Source organism: Billgrantia tianxiuensis (genome assembly GCF_009834345.1).
Lineage (GTDB): Bacteria > Pseudomonadota > Gammaproteobacteria > Pseudomonadales > Halomonadaceae > Halomonas > Halomonas tianxiuensis.
Genome location: NZ_CP035042.1, coordinates 2,662,734 through 2,678,195, shown reverse-complemented (window position 1 = coordinate 2,678,195; position 15,462 = coordinate 2,662,734). Strand labels below are relative to the sequence as shown.

Annotated in this window: 14 protein-coding genes and 1 pseudogene; 13 read left to right on the top strand and 2 right to left on the bottom strand. The window is 63.3% G+C overall.

What is annotated here, in order from left to right; translation table 11 throughout:
• Nucleotides 1–68 precede the first annotated feature (68 nt).
• The 8 genes and pseudogenes from EKK97_RS12495 to ihfA all read left to right on the top strand — a co-directional run bounded on the left by EKK97_RS12495 (nucleotide 69) and on the right by ihfA (nucleotide 8,295).
• Nucleotides 69–770: an OmpA family protein gene (locus EKK97_RS12495; protein ID WP_159552287.1), complete on the top strand. Its 702-nt coding sequence runs from the start codon at nucleotides 69–71 to the stop codon at nucleotides 768–770.
• Nucleotides 771–1,083: 313 nt separating this feature from the next.
• Nucleotides 1,084–2,982: a threonine--tRNA ligase gene (gene thrS, locus EKK97_RS12490; protein ID WP_159552285.1), complete on the top strand. Its 1,899-nt coding sequence runs from the start codon at nucleotides 1,084–1,086 to the stop codon at nucleotides 2,980–2,982.
• 46 nt (nucleotides 2,983–3,028) lie between these two features.
• The gene (gene infC / locus EKK97_RS12485; protein ID WP_267963952.1) at nucleotides 3,029–3,610 is read left to right on the top strand and encodes a translation initiation factor IF-3; all 582 of its coding nucleotides are present in this window, start codon (nucleotides 3,029–3,031) and stop codon (nucleotides 3,608–3,610) included.
• Between the two features lie 84 nt (nucleotides 3,611–3,694).
• Nucleotides 3,695–3,889 (top strand): 50S ribosomal protein L35, encoded by a 195-nt coding sequence (gene rpmI, locus EKK97_RS12480; RefSeq protein WP_089725334.1) that lies wholly within the window; start codon nucleotides 3,695–3,697, stop codon nucleotides 3,887–3,889.
• Nucleotides 3,890–3,925: 36 nt separating this feature from the next.
• Nucleotides 3,926–4,279: a 50S ribosomal protein L20 gene (gene rplT, locus EKK97_RS12475; protein ID WP_159552283.1), complete on the top strand. Its 354-nt coding sequence runs from the start codon at nucleotides 3,926–3,928 to the stop codon at nucleotides 4,277–4,279.
• Between the two features lie 223 nt (nucleotides 4,280–4,502).
• Nucleotides 4,503–5,522: a phenylalanine--tRNA ligase subunit alpha gene (gene pheS / locus EKK97_RS12470; RefSeq protein ID WP_159552281.1), complete on the top strand. Its 1,020-nt coding sequence runs from the start codon at nucleotides 4,503–4,505 to the stop codon at nucleotides 5,520–5,522.
• Between the two features lie 28 nt (nucleotides 5,523–5,550).
• Nucleotides 5,551–7,931: pseudogene (gene pheT, locus EKK97_RS12465) on the top strand (phenylalanine--tRNA ligase subunit beta).
• Between the two features lie 58 nt (nucleotides 7,932–7,989).
• The gene (gene ihfA / locus EKK97_RS12460; RefSeq protein WP_159552279.1) at nucleotides 7,990–8,295 is read left to right on the top strand and encodes an integration host factor subunit alpha; all 306 of its coding nucleotides are present in this window, start codon (nucleotides 7,990–7,992) and stop codon (nucleotides 8,293–8,295) included.
• A gap of 120 nt (nucleotides 8,296–8,415) precedes the next feature.
• Here ihfA and EKK97_RS12455 read toward each other — a convergent pair whose 3' ends face one another.
• Nucleotides 8,416–8,628 carry a DUF2788 domain-containing protein gene (locus EKK97_RS12455; RefSeq protein ID WP_159552277.1) on the bottom strand — a complete coding sequence of 71 codons (213 nt, stop codon included), beginning with the start codon at nucleotides 8,626–8,628 and terminating at the stop codon, nucleotides 8,416–8,418.
• 194 nt (nucleotides 8,629–8,822) lie between these two features.
• Between EKK97_RS12455 and EKK97_RS12450 the strand changes: the two genes are divergently transcribed.
• On the top strand, nucleotides 8,823–9,287 hold the full coding sequence (locus EKK97_RS12450; RefSeq protein ID WP_159552275.1) for a flavodoxin domain-containing protein: 465 nt from the start codon (nucleotides 8,823–8,825) through the stop codon (nucleotides 9,285–9,287).
• A 1-nt stretch (nucleotide 9,288) separates the two neighbouring features.
• A complete protein-coding gene (locus tag EKK97_RS12445; RefSeq protein WP_340162856.1) occupies nucleotides 9,289–9,585 on the top strand; it encodes a hypothetical protein in 297 nt (98 codons plus the stop codon).
• 130 nt (nucleotides 9,586–9,715) lie between these two features.
• Here the strand turns inward: EKK97_RS12445 and ppnN are convergent, their stop codons facing one another.
• Nucleotides 9,716–11,080, bottom strand: coding sequence for a nucleotide 5'-monophosphate nucleosidase PpnN (ppnN, locus tag EKK97_RS12440; RefSeq protein ID WP_159552273.1), 1,365 nt, complete (start codon nucleotides 11,078–11,080; stop codon nucleotides 9,716–9,718).
• Nucleotides 11,081–11,290: 210 nt separating this feature from the next.
• On the opposite strand from ppnN, the gene EKK97_RS12435 reads away from it, so the two are divergent.
• The 3 genes from EKK97_RS12435 to EKK97_RS12425 all read left to right on the top strand — a co-directional run bounded on the left by EKK97_RS12435 (nucleotide 11,291) and on the right by EKK97_RS12425 (nucleotide 15,371).
• Nucleotides 11,291–12,205, top strand: coding sequence for a LysR family transcriptional regulator (locus EKK97_RS12435; RefSeq protein WP_159552271.1), 915 nt, complete (start codon nucleotides 11,291–11,293; stop codon nucleotides 12,203–12,205).
• A gap of 212 nt (nucleotides 12,206–12,417) precedes the next feature.
• Nucleotides 12,418–14,577 carry a type VI secretion system Vgr family protein gene (locus tag EKK97_RS12430; RefSeq protein ID WP_159552269.1) on the top strand — a complete coding sequence of 720 codons (2,160 nt, stop codon included), beginning with the start codon at nucleotides 12,418–12,420 and terminating at the stop codon, nucleotides 14,575–14,577.
• On the top strand, nucleotides 14,568–15,371 hold the full coding sequence (locus EKK97_RS12425) for a DUF4123 domain-containing protein (RefSeq protein ID WP_234286234.1): 804 nt from the start codon (nucleotides 14,568–14,570) through the stop codon (nucleotides 15,369–15,371). Before EKK97_RS12430 ends, EKK97_RS12425 begins: the two co-directional genes overlap by 10 nt.
• The last annotated feature ends 91 nt before the right edge of the window (nucleotides 15,372–15,462 follow it).

Sequence of the window (15,462 nt, the reverse complement as noted above, 5' to 3'; positions counted from 1 at the left end):
GAGTGTCCTGACCGTCGGGGAGTTCGCTTCTGCATAGCCCGAGATGAAAATCAAGAAGGAGTCTTGCAATGAAAAAATCAACGACTGGCTTGCTACTGGGTTCTGCACTGGTGATCGGCCTTTCTGGCTGTGCCACGGATTTTCAGCGGGGTGGCCAGGCGTCCGGTGGTGCGACAACCGCTTCTTCCGGTACCGCCTGGTACCAGCAGCCCGTTGTGTGTGGCATCGCTGGTGGCTTGATCGGTGGCAGCATTGGCTATGCGACCAGCGGCAGCTCTGACGAGGAAACTGGCGCTGCGACTGGCGCCGTGGCCGGTTCCGCGATTGGCGCTCTGCTGTGTGCTGACCGCACGCCGCCGCCCGAGCCGGTAGCCGAGCCCGAGCCGATGCCGGAGCCGGAGCCCGAGCCCGCCCCGGTCACCGAGTTCGAGCCCGTGACTCTGGACAGCGAAGTCACCTTTGCCTTCGACTCCGCCGAGATCCGCCCGGGTGCCCACCAGACCCTGGATCAGGTGGCAACCACCCTGCGTGAGAACCCCAACCTGCGGGTTCGTATCGAAGGTCACACCGACTCTGTCGGTTCCGCGCAGTACAACCAGGGCCTGTCTCAGCGTCGCGCCGACTCCGTCCGCGACTTCCTGGTCTCCCGTGGCATTGCCGAGAATCGCATGACCACGCGTGGCTTCGGTGAGGAGCGTCCGGTCGCGACCAACGAGACCGACGAAGGTCGCGCTCAGAACCGTCGCGTCGAGATCCTGAACTGGGATTGATCGATGCCTCCGGGCGATACGCCCGGTGAGCGACATGTCAGGGGCACCTCCGGGTGCCCCTGTTTTTGTGGCCAGCTTTTGTCTCTGGACGGCTTTTTGTCTATGGCAATGAGTTCCGTGGCGCACGCAGGGTCGATTCTGTTAGTCTTGTCGGCTCCGTGACGTGCGGCGGGGCCGGCTGGCTAGGCACCCGTATCGCCCAGAGTAGTGGGTGGGCCGTACGCTTCCCGGATTGAACCCTGTTTTTGAATTCTGCTATCAACCGCGACATGTGATCCCTGGTATGGATCACCACTGCGCAAAGGACGCTTCGATGCCCATCGTGACCCTGCCGGACGGCAGCCAGAGAACCTTCGACGAACCCATTAGCGTGATGCAGCTCGCCGAGTCCATCGGACCCGGTCTGGCCAAGGCCTGCGTGGCCGGCAAGATCGATGGCGAGCTGGTGGACGCCGCCGATCTCATCACCCATGACGCCGAGGTGGCAATCATTACCGCCCGCGATCCCGAAGGGCTCGAGATCATCCGCCACTCCTGTGCGCATCTGATCGGCCATGCCGTCAAGCAGCTCTATCCTGACGCCAAGATGGCCATCGGGCCGGTGATCGATGACGGTTTCTACTACGACATCGATTTCGGCCGTTCGGTGACACCGGACGACCTTGCCGCCATCGAGGAGCGCATGAAGGCGCTGATCGATAGTGAATACGACGTGGTGCGCGAGTACGTCGATCGCGACAAGGCGATGCTGACTTTCCTCCATCGGGAGGAGCCCTACAAGCAGGAGATCGTGCGCGAGATCCCCGAGGGCGAAACGATCCGGCTTTATCATCACCTGGAATATACCGACATGTGCCGGGGCCCCCACGTGCCCAATACTCGGCATCTGAAGGCGTTCAAGCTGACCAAGCTGGCGGGCGCCTATTGGCGCGGCGATGCCACCAAGCCGATGCTGACCCGTATCTACGGCACCGCCTGGGGCGACAAGAAGGAACTCAAGGCCTACCTGCAACGCCTCGAGGAAGCCGAGAAGCGCGATCATCGCAAGCTGGCCAAGCGCATGGACCTCTTCCATTTGCAGGAGGAGGCACCGGGCATGGTGTTCTGGCATCCCAACGGCTGGACCCTGTACCAGGCGCTGGAGCAGTACATGCGCCGGATCCAGATCGAGCACGGTTATCAGGAGATTCGTACGCCGCAGGTCGTCGATCTGTCGCTGTGGAAGAAGTCCGGCCACTGGGGTCACTACAGTGACCTGATGTTCACCACCGAGTCGGAGAAGCGCGAGTACGCGGTCAAGCCGATGAACTGCCCCTGCCATGTGCAGGTGTTCAACCAGGGGCTGAAGAGCTATCGTGACCTGCCGCTGCGCCTGGCCGAGTTCGGCAGCTGTCACCGCAACGAGCCTTCCGGCTCGCTGCACGGCTTGATGCGGGTGCGGGGTTTCACCCAGGACGATGCCCACATTTTCTGTACGGAAAAGCAGATTCAGGGCGAGGCCGAGGCCTTCATCGCCCTGACTCTGAAGGTTTACAAGGAGTTGGGCTTCGAAGACGTCGAGCTCAAGCTTTCGACGCGTCCCGAGGATTTCATGGGCGAGGCGGCACTGTGGGATCGTGCCGAAGCCGGTCTCGAGGCGGCACTGAACGCCACCGGCCTCGACTGGGAGTTGCAGCCGGGCGAGGGGGCCTTCTACGGGCCGAAGATCGAATTCGCGCTGCGCGACTGCCTCAATCGCGTGTGGCAGTGCGGTACCCTGCAGCTCGATTTCAACCTGCCGGGCCGCCTGGGCGCCCAGTTCGTCGACGAGGACGGCGAGCGCAAGACGCCTGTCATGCTGCATCGGGCGATACTGGGTTCCTTCGAGCGCTTCATCGGTATCCTGATCGAGCACTATGCAGGTGCAATGCCGCTGTGGCTGGCACCGGAGCAGGCGGTGGTGATGACCATTACCGATGCGCAGCGCGATTATGCCCTTGATCTCGAGCGTCGCTTGCAGAAAATTGGCCTTCGCGTCAAGGCGGACTTGAGGAACGAGAAGATCGGCTTTAAAATCCGCGAACATACGTTGCAGAAGATTCCCTATCTCCTGGTAGTAGGAGATAAGGAAGTCGAAGCCGACTCTGTTGCCGTGCGTACGCGCAGTGGCGAAAATCTGGGCACCATGACCGTCGATGCCTTCATCGAGCGGATCAGGGCTGAAGGCTGGTAACAAGGCTGACAGGCCCAGGTGGGTATGGCCCAGGTGGTAAAGACAGTTGGCTACCGACATCGTCAATTACCGGAACGGAGACGGAACGATCAAGCGAAGCAGCCCGCGCGGACGTCCACAGGACAAGCGCCCCCCAATGAACGAGCGGATAACCGAGGATCAGGTACGCCTGATCGACAGCGACGGCGAGCAGCTGGGCATTGTGCCGACCAGCGAAGCGCTCGAGCGCGCCGAAGCGGCCGGTCTAGACCTCGTCCAGATTTCCAATGCCGATCCGATCGTCTGCAAGATCATGGATTACGGCAAATTCGTCTTCGAGCAGAAGAAGCAAAAGGCAGCTCAGAAGAAGAAGACGAAGCAGATTCAGGTCAAGGAAGTCAAATTCCGGCCTGGCACCGACGAGGGCGATTATCAGGTCAAGCTTCGTAACCTGATCCGCTTCCTCGAAGGTGGCGACAAGGGCAAGGTCACGCTGCGTTTTCGCGGCCGTGAAATGGCGCACCAGGACATCGGCCGCAAGCTGATGGAGCGGATCGCCGCGGATCTCGAGGATATCGGGACCGTGGAGGCCTTCCCCAAGATGGAAGGGCGCCAGATGACCATGATCATTGCCCCCAAGAAGAAGTGATCCGCAGGCCCGTCAAACGGATGGTCGGCCAATGCCGGCCATCGGCCCCGGATTTTCTGAAAAACCTCGAGCGGAGTTAGTCTCATGCCGAAAATCAAGAGCAACAGCGGCGCTGCCAAGCGCTTCAAGAAGACGGCCAACGGCTTCAAGCACAAGCAGTCGTTCCGTAGCCACATCCTGACCAAGAAGTCGACCAAGCGTAAGCGTCAACTGCGCGGTATGAAGCAGATTCACGACGCCGACAAGGCCCTGATCCAGCGCATGCTGCCGAATCTGTAAGCCCTTGGTTGCCCATATCTAAGTCAGGAGAAAGCCATGACTCGTGTCAAGCGTGGTGTCGTCGCTCGTCGTCGTCACAAGAAGATTCTTAAGCTGGCCAAGGGCTACTACGGTGCCCGTTCGCGCGTCTTCCGCGTAGCCAAGCAGGCCGTCATCAAGGCCGGTCAGTATGCCTATCGCGACCGTCGCCAGCGTAAGCGTCAGTTCCGTGCCCTGTGGATCCAGCGTATCAACGCCGGTGCCCGTCAGCACGGCCTGTCCTACAGCCGCTTCGTCGGTGGCCTGAAGAAGGCCGGGATCGAAATCGATCGTAAGGTGCTGGCCGACCTGGCCGTTCACGAGAAGGCTGCTTTTGCCGCTATCGTCGAGAAGGCCAAGGCTGCCCAGTAAGTGACATCGGCCGATGGCGTCGGGCCGGCTTAGGCTGGTCCGACACGATGCCAGACCGTCGCAGGGGAAGAGCAGCCGCTCTTCCCCTGTTTTTTTGGTGATTGCCTATCCATGGCAACCACCCTACGGGCCGTCGCTGGCGCGACGTTAAATCGTTCCCGGCGTTTTTTGCCGCGCGCCAGTGATGTGCTAATAGCAGAATCAACGATTCGGAGCTCAACGGATGGACCATCTACCGACATTGGTCGCCGAGGCCCGTCAGGCCATTCAGGCCGCCGAGAGCATCGCGGCGCTCGAAGAGCTGCGGGTACGCTACCTCGGCAAGAAAGGCGAGATCACCGCTCAGCTCAAGGGGCTGGGCAAGCTTCCGGCAAGCGAGCGTCCGGCGGCAGGGGAGCGTATCAATCAGGCCAAGCAGGCGCTGACGGAAGAGCTCGATGCGCGTCGGGCGGCGTTGTCGAAGGCCGAGCTCGAGGCGCAACTGGCCGCTGAGAGTATCGATGTGACCCTGCCAGGGCGTGGCCAGGTCAGTGGTGGCCTGCATCCCGTGACTCTCACCCTGGAGCGCATCGAGGGGCTGTTCAGCCGCATCGGCTACGATGTGGCGGTAGGGCCCGAGGTCGAGGACGACTATCACAACTTCGAGGCGCTCAACATCCCGGCGCACCACCCGGCGCGGGGTATGGCCGATACCTTTTACTTCGATGCCACGCGTCTGCTGCGTACCCATACCTCGCCGGTTCAGGTGCGTACGATGAAGGAGCAGGCGCCGCCGATCCGCATCGTCTGCCCGGGTCGCGTCTACCGCAGCGACTCCGACCTGACCCATACGCCCATGTTCCATCAGGTCGAAGGGCTGCTGGTCGATGAGGACGTGAGCTTCGCTGACCTCAAGGGCACCATCGAGGACTTCCTGCACGCCTTCTTCGAGCGCGACGATCTTTCGGTGCGGTTCCGGCCTTCCTACTTCCCCTTCACTGAGCCTTCCGCCGAGGTCGATATCCAGTGCGTGATGTGCTCCGGTGAAGGGTGCCGGGTCTGCTCGCACAGTGGCTGGCTCGAAGTGATGGGCTGCGGCATGGTGCATCCGGAAGTGTTCCGTCATTCCGGCATCGACTCGGAGCGCTACAAGGGCTTCGCCTTCGGCATGGGCGCCGAGCGCTTGGCCATGCTGCGCTATGGCGTCAACGATCTGCGCATGTTCTTCGATAACGATCTGCGCTTCCTGCGCCAGTTCGCCTGACCGACCGCTGCAGAACACAGGATTTGTCATGAAATTTTCCGAACAGTGGCTGCGTGAATGGGTATCGCCGCAGCTTGGCGTACAGGGCCTGGCCGACCAGATCACCATGGCCGGCCTGGAAGTCGATGCCGTCGAGCCTGTCGCATCCGCCTTCGATGGCGTGGTGGTGGCCGAGGTCGTCGACAAGCAGCCGCATCCCGATGCCGACAAGCTCAATGTCTGTCAGGTGGTTGACGGCAGTGGCGAGCCGGTGCAGGTGGTGTGTGGTGCGACCAACGTGGCAGTGGGGCAGAAGGTGCCCTTTGCCCGGGTGGGAGCGGTGCTGCCTGGCGACTTCAAGATCAAGAAGGCCAAGCTGCGTGGCGTCGAGTCGCGCGGAATGATCTGCTCGGCTTCCGAACTAGGCCTGGCCGAGGAGACCTCGGGGGCATTCTGGTACTGCCTGCCGATGCGCCGGCCGGCGAGGATTTTCGCGCCTGGATGGGGCTCGACGATCACACCGTCGAGGTCGACCTGACGCCCAACCGCGGCGATTGCCTCAGCCTCAAGGGGCTGGCGCGGGAGGTTGGCGTGCTCAACCGTCTGCCGATCACGCCGCCCGTCATCGAGCCGGTCGCTCCCCGTCATGACGAGACGTTCCCCGTGCGCGTCGAGGACGGCGGACGCTGCCCCCGTTACATCGGTCGGCTGATCAAGGGTGTCGACGTCACCGCCGCCACGCCGCTGTGGATGGTCGAGCGTCTACGGCGCAGTGGCATTCGCTCCATCGATCCGGTGGTCGACGTCACCAACTACGTGATGCTCGAGCTCGGCCAGCCGCTGCACGCTTTCGATCGCGACAACCTGCACGGTGCCGTAGTGGTGCGACTGGCCCGCGAGGGCGAGCGGCTGGTACTGCTCGATGGCCAGGAGATCACCCTGGGCGCCTCCACGCTGGTGATCGCCGATGAGCGCGGGCCGCTGGCCATCGCTGGCGTGATGGGCGGGGAGCACTCCGGGGTCAGTCCGGCGACCCGCGATATTTTCCTCGAATCCGCCTTCTTCTCACCGCTGGCGGTGGCGGGCCAGGCGCGCTCCTACGGGCTGCATACCGATGCCTCGCATCGCTTCGAGCGTGGGGTCGATCCGCAGCTCACACGTGAAGCCGTGGAGCGTGCAACGGCGCTGCTGCTCGAGATCACCGGCGGCGAGCCGGGGCCGCTGGTGGAGGTGGCGAGCGAGACCAACCTACCCGCCGAGCGTGAGGTCATGCTGCGTGCCGCGAGGCTCGAGCAGGCGCTGTGCAAGGCGCTGCCCAGCGCTGAAGTGCAGGACATTCTCGAGCGGTTGGGCATGCAGGTGAGCGTCGTCGAAGCCGGGTGGCAGGCGAAGGTGCCGAGCTGGCGCTTCGATATCGCCATCGAGGAGGATCTGATCGAGGAAGTGGCGCGCATTCACGGCTACAACCTGCTGCCGGTGCGTCGTCCGGCGGCGCGTCTGGCGCTGCGCCCCGACCACGAGGCGCGTACCCCCCTGGCACGTTTGCGCCGTCAGATGGTAGCGCGTGGTTATCAGGAAGCGGTTACCTACAGCTTCGTTGCTCCCGAACTGCAGCAAGCCCTGCTGCCGGATGCGGTGTCGCCACGCCTGGCCAATCCCATTTCCAGCGATTTGGCGGTGATGCGGGCGAGCCTGTTCCCGGGGCTGATACGAGCGTTGGAGTACAACCTCAACCGCCAGCAGACCCGTGTGCGCCTGTTCGAGACCGGACTGGTGTTCCGCGGCGACCTCGACGAGCTGGAGCAGACCCCCATGGTCGGTGCTCTGGCCTGCGGCGAGCGTCTCCCCGAAGGCTGGGCCGGTGGTCGCGAGAAGGTCGATTTCTTCGACCTCAAGGGCGATCTGGAGAGCCTGATCGCGCTGGGTGGTGAAGAGGGCGCCTGGCGCTTCGAGCCCGGCGAGCACCCGGCGCTGCATCCGGGGCAGAGTGCGCGGATCATTCACCGCGGCGAACCGGTCGGCTGGATCGGCGCGCTACACCCAGGGGTGAAGGCCGAGCTGGGTCTCAAGGTCGAGGTCTTCCTGTTCGAGGTACGCCAGGATGCGCTGACCCATGGCCGGCTGCCGACGTTCGAACCGCTCTCCCGTTACCCGGAAGTGCGGCGGGACCTGGCATTCCTGCTTGGAGAGGATCGTCCCGTCCAGGCGCTGCTGGATTGTGTCCGCGCGCAGGCGGGGCAGTGGCTGCGGGAGCTTCGCTTGTTCGACGTCTATCAGGGCAAGGGGGTACCCGAAGGTCGCAAGAGTGTTGCCTTGGGCTTGACCTGGCAGCATCCTTCGCGCACGCTGAATGACGAAGAAATCAATCAGTTGGTCGATGCCATCGTCGCTGAATCGCATCAGCATCTGGGAGCCGAGCTGCGCGGCTAGCGCAGCACGCCGGAAGCCATGCAGGCGGCGGGCTGGACCGCCACTCTGAGGAGTAGACATGGGAGCGTTGACCAAGGCGGAACTGGCCGAACACCTCCACGCCGAGTTGGGGCTGACCAAGCGTGAGGCCAAGGCCATGGTGGAGGCCTTCTTCGAGGAGATCCGGGCGTGTCTGCGCGAGAACGAGCAGGTGAAGCTGTCGGGATTCGGCAATTTCGATCTGCGTGACAAGCGCGAGCGGCCCGGGCGCAACCCGAAAACCGGGGAGGAAATCCCCATTTCGGCGCGCCGTGTCGTGACCTTCCGGCCCGGCCAGAAGCTCAAGAGCCAGGTTGAGCGTTACGAAGGTCCGGCGTCCAGCTGATCCAGCTGATGTACCAACCGCCAGCCCGCTCTCTCGTACATCGCGAGAGAGCGGGCTGGTGTCGTTTCATTTCTGCAGGCTTCGTCTGAAAAATCGGCGTGTGAAGGTCAGGCAGTTTCCCTAGATGCCGCCGCTCTCCATTAACCAGGTGATGACCACCTTGAAGATGTAGCCCATCATGCCGGCGCCGAGCACGACGAAGAGCATGATGGTGCCGAAACGTCCGGCCTGGGATTTCTTGGCCAGGTCCCAGATGATGAAGCCCATGAACAGGATCAGGCCGCCAATGAGCAGGGGAGTGATCCAGGCTTCGAACGTTTGCGTCTGCAGCATGTTGCCTCCTCGAACGAGAGGCCAACCATTATACTCGGGCATTGCCCGAGCCGCATGCGACAACCCGTCGCTGAGCGTCTCGATGACTTGCTGCGCTTTGCCGCGTGCATTCCTGCCGCATCGAGGCTGGCTGCCTGCGGCAAGGGTCGGGTCGTGGTACCATCGCGTCGAACGAATTCAGGTTTATTCCCGACATGCCAATGCTGAAGATCTTCGTAGGAACCATGTATGGCGGCGCGCTCGATGTCGCCGAGCAGATCGCTCCGCTGTTCGAGGCGGCCGGTTATGAGACTGCCATTCTGGAGCAGCCCACGCTGGAGGATTTGACCGAGGAGCGGCCCGATCTGGCGCTGTTCTGTGTCTCCACCACCGGTAGCGGCGACTTTCCCGGCAATTTCGTGCCCTTTGCCCGCGGGCTGGATGAGCAGAGTCCGGCCCTCGTCGGCCTTCGCTACGGCCTGATCGCCTTGGGCGACAGCTCCTACGGCGATACCTTCTGTGGCGCCGGGCGTCGGCTGGACGAAATGCTCGAGGATCTAGGCGCCACCCGTCTGGGAGAGCGCCTGGAAATCGATGCCATGGAGACTTTCATGGCTGACGATGCCGCGTTGCCTTGGGCCGAGGAGTGGATCGAAACCCAGCAGCTCACGGTGGCCTGAGATGAGTGCGACACCGACTGCGGAGCGACTGAGCCTGTTGGTGGGGCTGCTGGTCCTGATGCTGGCCACTGTGCCACGCTACCTTGCCGGCGGCCATGAGAACCGCCTGAGCCTGATCACGATTGCCTTGCTGGTGATTGCCGCAGTGGCCGTGATGAACTGGCGCATGCTAGATGCCGACGAGCGGGGTAGGCTGCCCCGACTGGGCAAGCGTCTGTGCGTGTCGCTGGTCGTGGGCTTGGGGGGATGGGCCTATGGCATGCGCTGTTCACCGCCTGGATCAGCTGGCAGCTGCTGATTGCGCACGGGGCCACCCTGGGGCTGCTGCTGTATGCCGTGTGGCTATGGTGGCGTCCTGCCGAATAGTGCTGGCCGAGCGGCGCCATACGCGGCGCCGCTCGACTTGGTGCGGGTACGGTCGTGTACCCTCAAACCAGCCGATAACAGGGCACGTACTCCTGCCCGGGCAGCTTCATACGACCCTGGGCGACGAAGGAGCCGAGCAACTCATCCAGGCGACGCATCAATTCCGACTCGGCGTGCAGTTGGAAGGGGCCGTGGGCCTCGATGGCGCGTAGGCCGCGCTCCTTCACGTTACCCGCCACAATGCCCGAGAACGCCCGGCGCAGGTTGGCCGCCAGTTCGTGCACCGGCTGATTGCGGTGAAGCGCCAGGCCGGCCATGGCCTCGTGGGTGGGCTCGAACGTTTCCTGGAAATCGCGGGCGATGGTCAGGCGCCAGTTGAAATGGAAGGCGTCCTGATGGGCGCGCCGGAACTCCGTGACGCTGTCGATGCCCTGGCGCATGGTGCGGGCGACCTCGATGGGATCGTCGACGATGATGCGGTATTTGCTGCGTGCCGTCTCGCCCAAGGTGTAGACCAGGAATTCGTCGATCCGCTGAAAGTACTCGGCCGAATTGGCGGGGCCGGTGAAGATGACCGGCAAGGCCATGTCGTCATTGTCGGGGTGGAGCAGAATGCCCAACAGGTAGAGTATCTCCTCGGCGGTACCGACGCCTCCAGGGAAGACCACGATGCCATGGCCGAGCCGCACGAAGGCTTCCAGGCGCTTCTCGATGTCGGGCATGACCACCAGTTCGTTGACCAGCGGATTGGGTGCTTCGGCGGCGATGATGCCCGGCTCGGAGACACCCAGGTAGCGACCGTCGGCGATACGCTGCTTGGCATGGGCCAGGTTGGCCCCTTTCATCGGCCCCTTCATGGCCCCGGGGCCGCAGCCGGTGCAGATATCCAGTTCGCGCAGGCCCAACTGATAGCCGACGTCCTTGGTGTACTCGTACTCCTCGCGGGTGATGGAGTGCCCGCCCCAACACACCACGATACCGGGATCGCGCCCGGGTTTCATCGTGCCGGCCTTGCGCAGGATATGAAACACCGCGTTGGTGGTGCCTTCTCCGGTGGTCAGGTCGAAGCGGGAGTGGCGCTGAATTTCGTTGTAGACATAGACGATATCGCGCAGCACCGAGGAAAGATGCTCGCGAATGCCGCGGATCATCTTGCCATCGACGAAGGCCTCGGCCGGGGCATTGGTCAACTTGAGGCGAATGCCGCGGTCCTGCTGGATCACTTCGATATCGAAGTCGTGATAGGTCTCCATCAGTACCAGGCTGTCGTCGGTCATGCTGCCGGAGCTGAGGACGGCAAGCGAGCAGCGTCGCAGCAGGTCGTGCAGGCCGGCCTTGGAGGTATCGCGCAGGCGATTGACCTCGTGTTGCGAAAGCACTTCCAGGCTTCGCAGGGGAGAAACGGTGGTGGAGATGGTATCGGGCATGCAACGATCCTTGTGTCGTCGGAGTCTCCCGTCGAGGCCGGTTGATGCCAGCACGTGGCTGGGCCGACAGGAGAGTCATTCATTCTTCATCGAGTCGTAATGCGATGCTATCACGGCGGCTGACACGGCGCAGCGCTGCAGCACTGGGCATGCGGTGGTAGGATTAAGCGATCCGGTTTCGACCTCGTCCCTGACTTCAAGCGATGTGCCATGTTCAACGCCCAGTATTTCCGTACCTTCATCACGCTGGTCGAAACGGGTAGCTTCACGCGCACCGCACGACACCTCGACATGACGCAACCTGGCGTCAGCCAACATGTGCGCAAGCTCGAGCAGTATCTCGACAAGCCGTTGCTGGAGCGCCAAGGACGACGCTTCACACTGACCGAGGCCGGGCGGCGGGCCTATGACTACGGCCTTAGGCTATTCTCCGAGCACGAGCAGTTCCGTCATTCGCTCGATGACGACGCACTCGATACCGGAGAGTGCCGAATTGCTTCGCCGGGCAGCGTCGGCCTGATGTTCTACCCCTATATTCTCGGTCAGCAGCAGATGTCGCCCGGGCTGACGGTCAACTACAGCTTCGCCTTCAGCCACGAGATCGTCTCCGATGTGCTGGCGGGGCGTCACGACCTGGGGATCGTCACCGAAACGATTCGACACCCGGAGCTGGAGTGCCGGCTTTGGCATCAGGAGCCGCTGTGTCTTGTGGTGCCGGCCGATTTCGCTGGCACTTCGCTCACCGAGCTGATGGGTATCGGCTTCCTCAACTACTCCGACGGCATCAATCATGCCGGGGCGCTGTTGCGCAGCAACTTTCCCGACGAGTTCCGCTCCATGAGCCAGTTCCGCCGCCAGGGCTTTACCAATGAAGTGGGGATGGTGCTTGATGCAGTGGCCCGCGGCCTGGGATTTACCGTGGTGTCGCGACTGGTACTGGAAACCTCGCCCTGGCAGCGCCAGGTCAAGGAACTCGACCTGCCGGTGACCGAGTACGAGACGCTGCACCTGGTCAGCCGCTCCGGTGCCAAGATACCGCGCCGCTATGCGCGGTTGCTGGAGGGATTCCGCGAGCAGCGCATGCGTGAGCGTTTCGGGCATGGGGATATCGTGTCGCCGCTGTAGCTGCCAGCTGGTACACGCCGCTGGTGAGTGATCCGCCACGCTTCGATTAGGCGTAGCGTCTCGAAGTCTGCTTTGTAAGTCATTTCCTACACCGTTATCAGCGAAGTGCCACAGATACTCCCTCTCGTGGCTGGTAAGCTTTTCGCGCGAAGCATCAGTATTTTCTTAATCAACGATAAAGTGGCGTCATCTTCCAGACGCAGGGAGGCACATTGGCCGATGCACATGGATGGCAATTCACCCTGGCCTTGGCCGGGGCCGAGGACCTGGCGGTCATTGAATTCACTCACAAGGAAGCGCTGTCCCAGCCCTTCGAACTGAGCGTGCGCTTCGCCAGCCGTGACGGCCGCCTCTCCGCCACCGATATCCTCGATCGCGAGGCCACCCTGACGATCTGGCAGGAGGGCGAGGTGCTGCGCCGCGTTCATGGCATCGTCAGCGAGTTCGCCCGTGGCGACCGCGGCCACCGCCACACCTTCTATCGGGTCGAGATCCGCCCCGCGCTGTGGCGCCTCTCGCTGCGGCAGAACTCGCGCATCTTCCAGGCGGTCTCGCCGCTCACGGTGCTCAACACCCTGTGCGACGAGCATGGCCTGACCGATCTCGCCTTTGCCGCCACCCGCGAACCCGAGTCTCGGGAGTACCTTACCCAGTACCGGGAAGACGATCTCGCCTTCGTCGAGCGCCTGGCCGCCGAAGAGGGGCTGTTCTACTTCCATGAGTTTTTCGAGACCGGTGGCGAGACACCCAGCGCCGCCCACCGCCTGGTGTTCGCCGACGCCCCTCAGGTGCTGCCCCACCTGGGCGAGCGCACCTACCACGGCCGCGCCGGCGGCACGCCGCCCACGCGCCACGTGCGCAAGCTGCACCAGCACGCCCGGGTTGCCCCGGCCTCGGCCACGCTCAAGGACTACTCGTTCAAGAACCCGGCCTACGGCCAGCTGCACGACCACGCCGCACGCGATCTTGGGGCGCACGGTCAGAGAAGTGACTACGAACACTACGACTACCCCGGGCGCTACAAGCGAGACGCCTCCGGCCAGGCCTTTACCCGCATCCGCCTCGAAGCGCTACGCCGTGGCGCCAACACCGCCGACGCCGAGAGCGACCTGCCCGAGCTTGCCCCGGGCACCCGCTTCACCTTGACCGACCATGACCTCGACGAACTCAACCGCGATTGGCAGGTGCTCGGCGTGGTCCACCACGGCAAGCAGCCCCAGGCGCTGGAAGAGGACGGCTTCATTCAGAGCGGCGGCCAGGGCGATGGGCAAGGGAATAGTGGCCTGCAGGGTCGGGCAGGCTCGGAAGCCATGACCCGCTACCACAACGACCTCGTGCTCATGCCCGCCGACCAGGCCTGGCGCCCCGAGCCCAATCCCCGGCCCCGGGTCGACGGCCCTCAGATCGCCTTCGTCGTCGGTCCCGAAGGCGAAGAGATCTATTGCGACGAGCACGGCCGGGTCAAGGTGCAGTTCCCCTGGGATCGCTATGCCGAGCCCAACGAAACGGCGAGTGCGTGGCTCCGAGTCAGCCAGGACTGGGCCGGCGGCGGCTACGGCAGCCTGGCGATTCCCAGGATTGGCCATGAGGTCCTGATCAGCTACCTGGAGGGCGATCCAGATCAACCGCTGATCACCGGGCGGGTCTACAACGCCGTTAGCACACCGCCCTACGCGCTACCCGAGCACAAGACCCGCACCGTCATCCGCACCCAGAGTCACCAGGGCGAAGGCTTCCAGGAACTGCGCTTCGAGGACGAAGCGGGCCAGGAGCAGATCTGGCTCCACGCCCAGAAAGACCTGGAGCTGCTGACGAACAACGACCGCACCGAAGAGATCGGCAACGACAGCCACCTCACCGTGCATCATTACCGCATCAGCGAGATTCACGCCGACGACCACCTCACCGTGCACGGCCAGCGCCACCTCCAGGTCGACGGCGACGACCACCTCATTGTCGGCGCCACCCGCCACGAGAAGACCGCCCGAGCCCAGCTCGTCGAAGCGGGCCAGGAGATCCACCACAAGGCCGGCAGCAAGACCGTGATCGACGCCGGCGCCGAGATCACGCTGAAGGCCGGCGGCAGCTTCCTCAAGCTCGACCCCAGCGGCATCACCATCGTCGGCGCCCAGGTCAGGATCAACTCCGGTGGCAGCCCCGGCGCGGGGAGCGGGCAGGGGGCGGCGGCGGCGCTATTGCCGGGTGGAGCGACGGCAGAAATCCACGAGCCGGTCGATCCGATTCTGCACGAGCAACTGCTGACTGCCGCCTTGCAGGGGGCCGCGGTGATCGAGATCTGCCAGCGGCTGGCTACGGGTGATGCCACGAAGGTGGCTGACTGTGCGCTGGGGGAGGCTTGCCCATGTCGCTGAGGCCCGTTTCCCGAGCACAGGTGTTCTACCTGGTTGACCAGGCGCTTTACTCGCAGGCGCAGCAGCGCATGTTCGAGGCGGACGACTCGCCGACGTACCAACTGCTCTACCTGCAAACCCCGTATCGTCAGCATGCGGCACACGGTCCGCTGCTGGTGCTGCCCTCAACGGCGGATGCCCAGGCTATTCTGGCGCGCTGGGTCGAGCAGGGCGTGGCCATCGAGATTCACTCGCACCATCCATTTTCCACGCTGGTCGAGCACTGGCGTAGCTTGACCCAAGTGCGTCGTCAGGAAGGACCGCCAGCGCTGTTCCGCTATGCCGATCCAAGGCTGTATGCGGGCCTCGAGGCAGCATTGAGCCCACACGAGATCGCTCGGTTGCTCGGGCCTGCTCATCTCATGCATGGCTTCGCTGCCGGTAAGGCCTGGCGCCTGAAATTGCCTGACAGCCAGCTCGCGTTTTCGAGCGAGGAGTTCGTGCTGACCATGGCGCATCAGCGCGCCCTTGAAGCCTGGCGGGAAGGTGTCTTCAGCAGTCGGCTTGCCGAGGAATATGAGTTGCCCGAAGCCTGCGTCTTGACCTGGCTGGAGCAAATGAAAGCGCTGGCATTTCCAACTGAACATGCCCAGTGGGAAGGGTGCCGCGTGCTTGCCGAGGCGGGTCGCCGGTCGCCGCTGTCGGACCGGCAGATGGACCGCTTGGGGCATCACGCTTATCCATGGCAACAGCGACTCGCACAACTGCGTGTCCTGGCGACGACAGCCCATGAACCGGATGAGGCGATCTCATGAGTGACACCTTGGCGCCGCCTGCGCTTCAGCCCAGCCGGGCTTCTACATCGGGTAGCAGCGTGCCCGCCCACTGCTGTGTGAGTGTAACGGT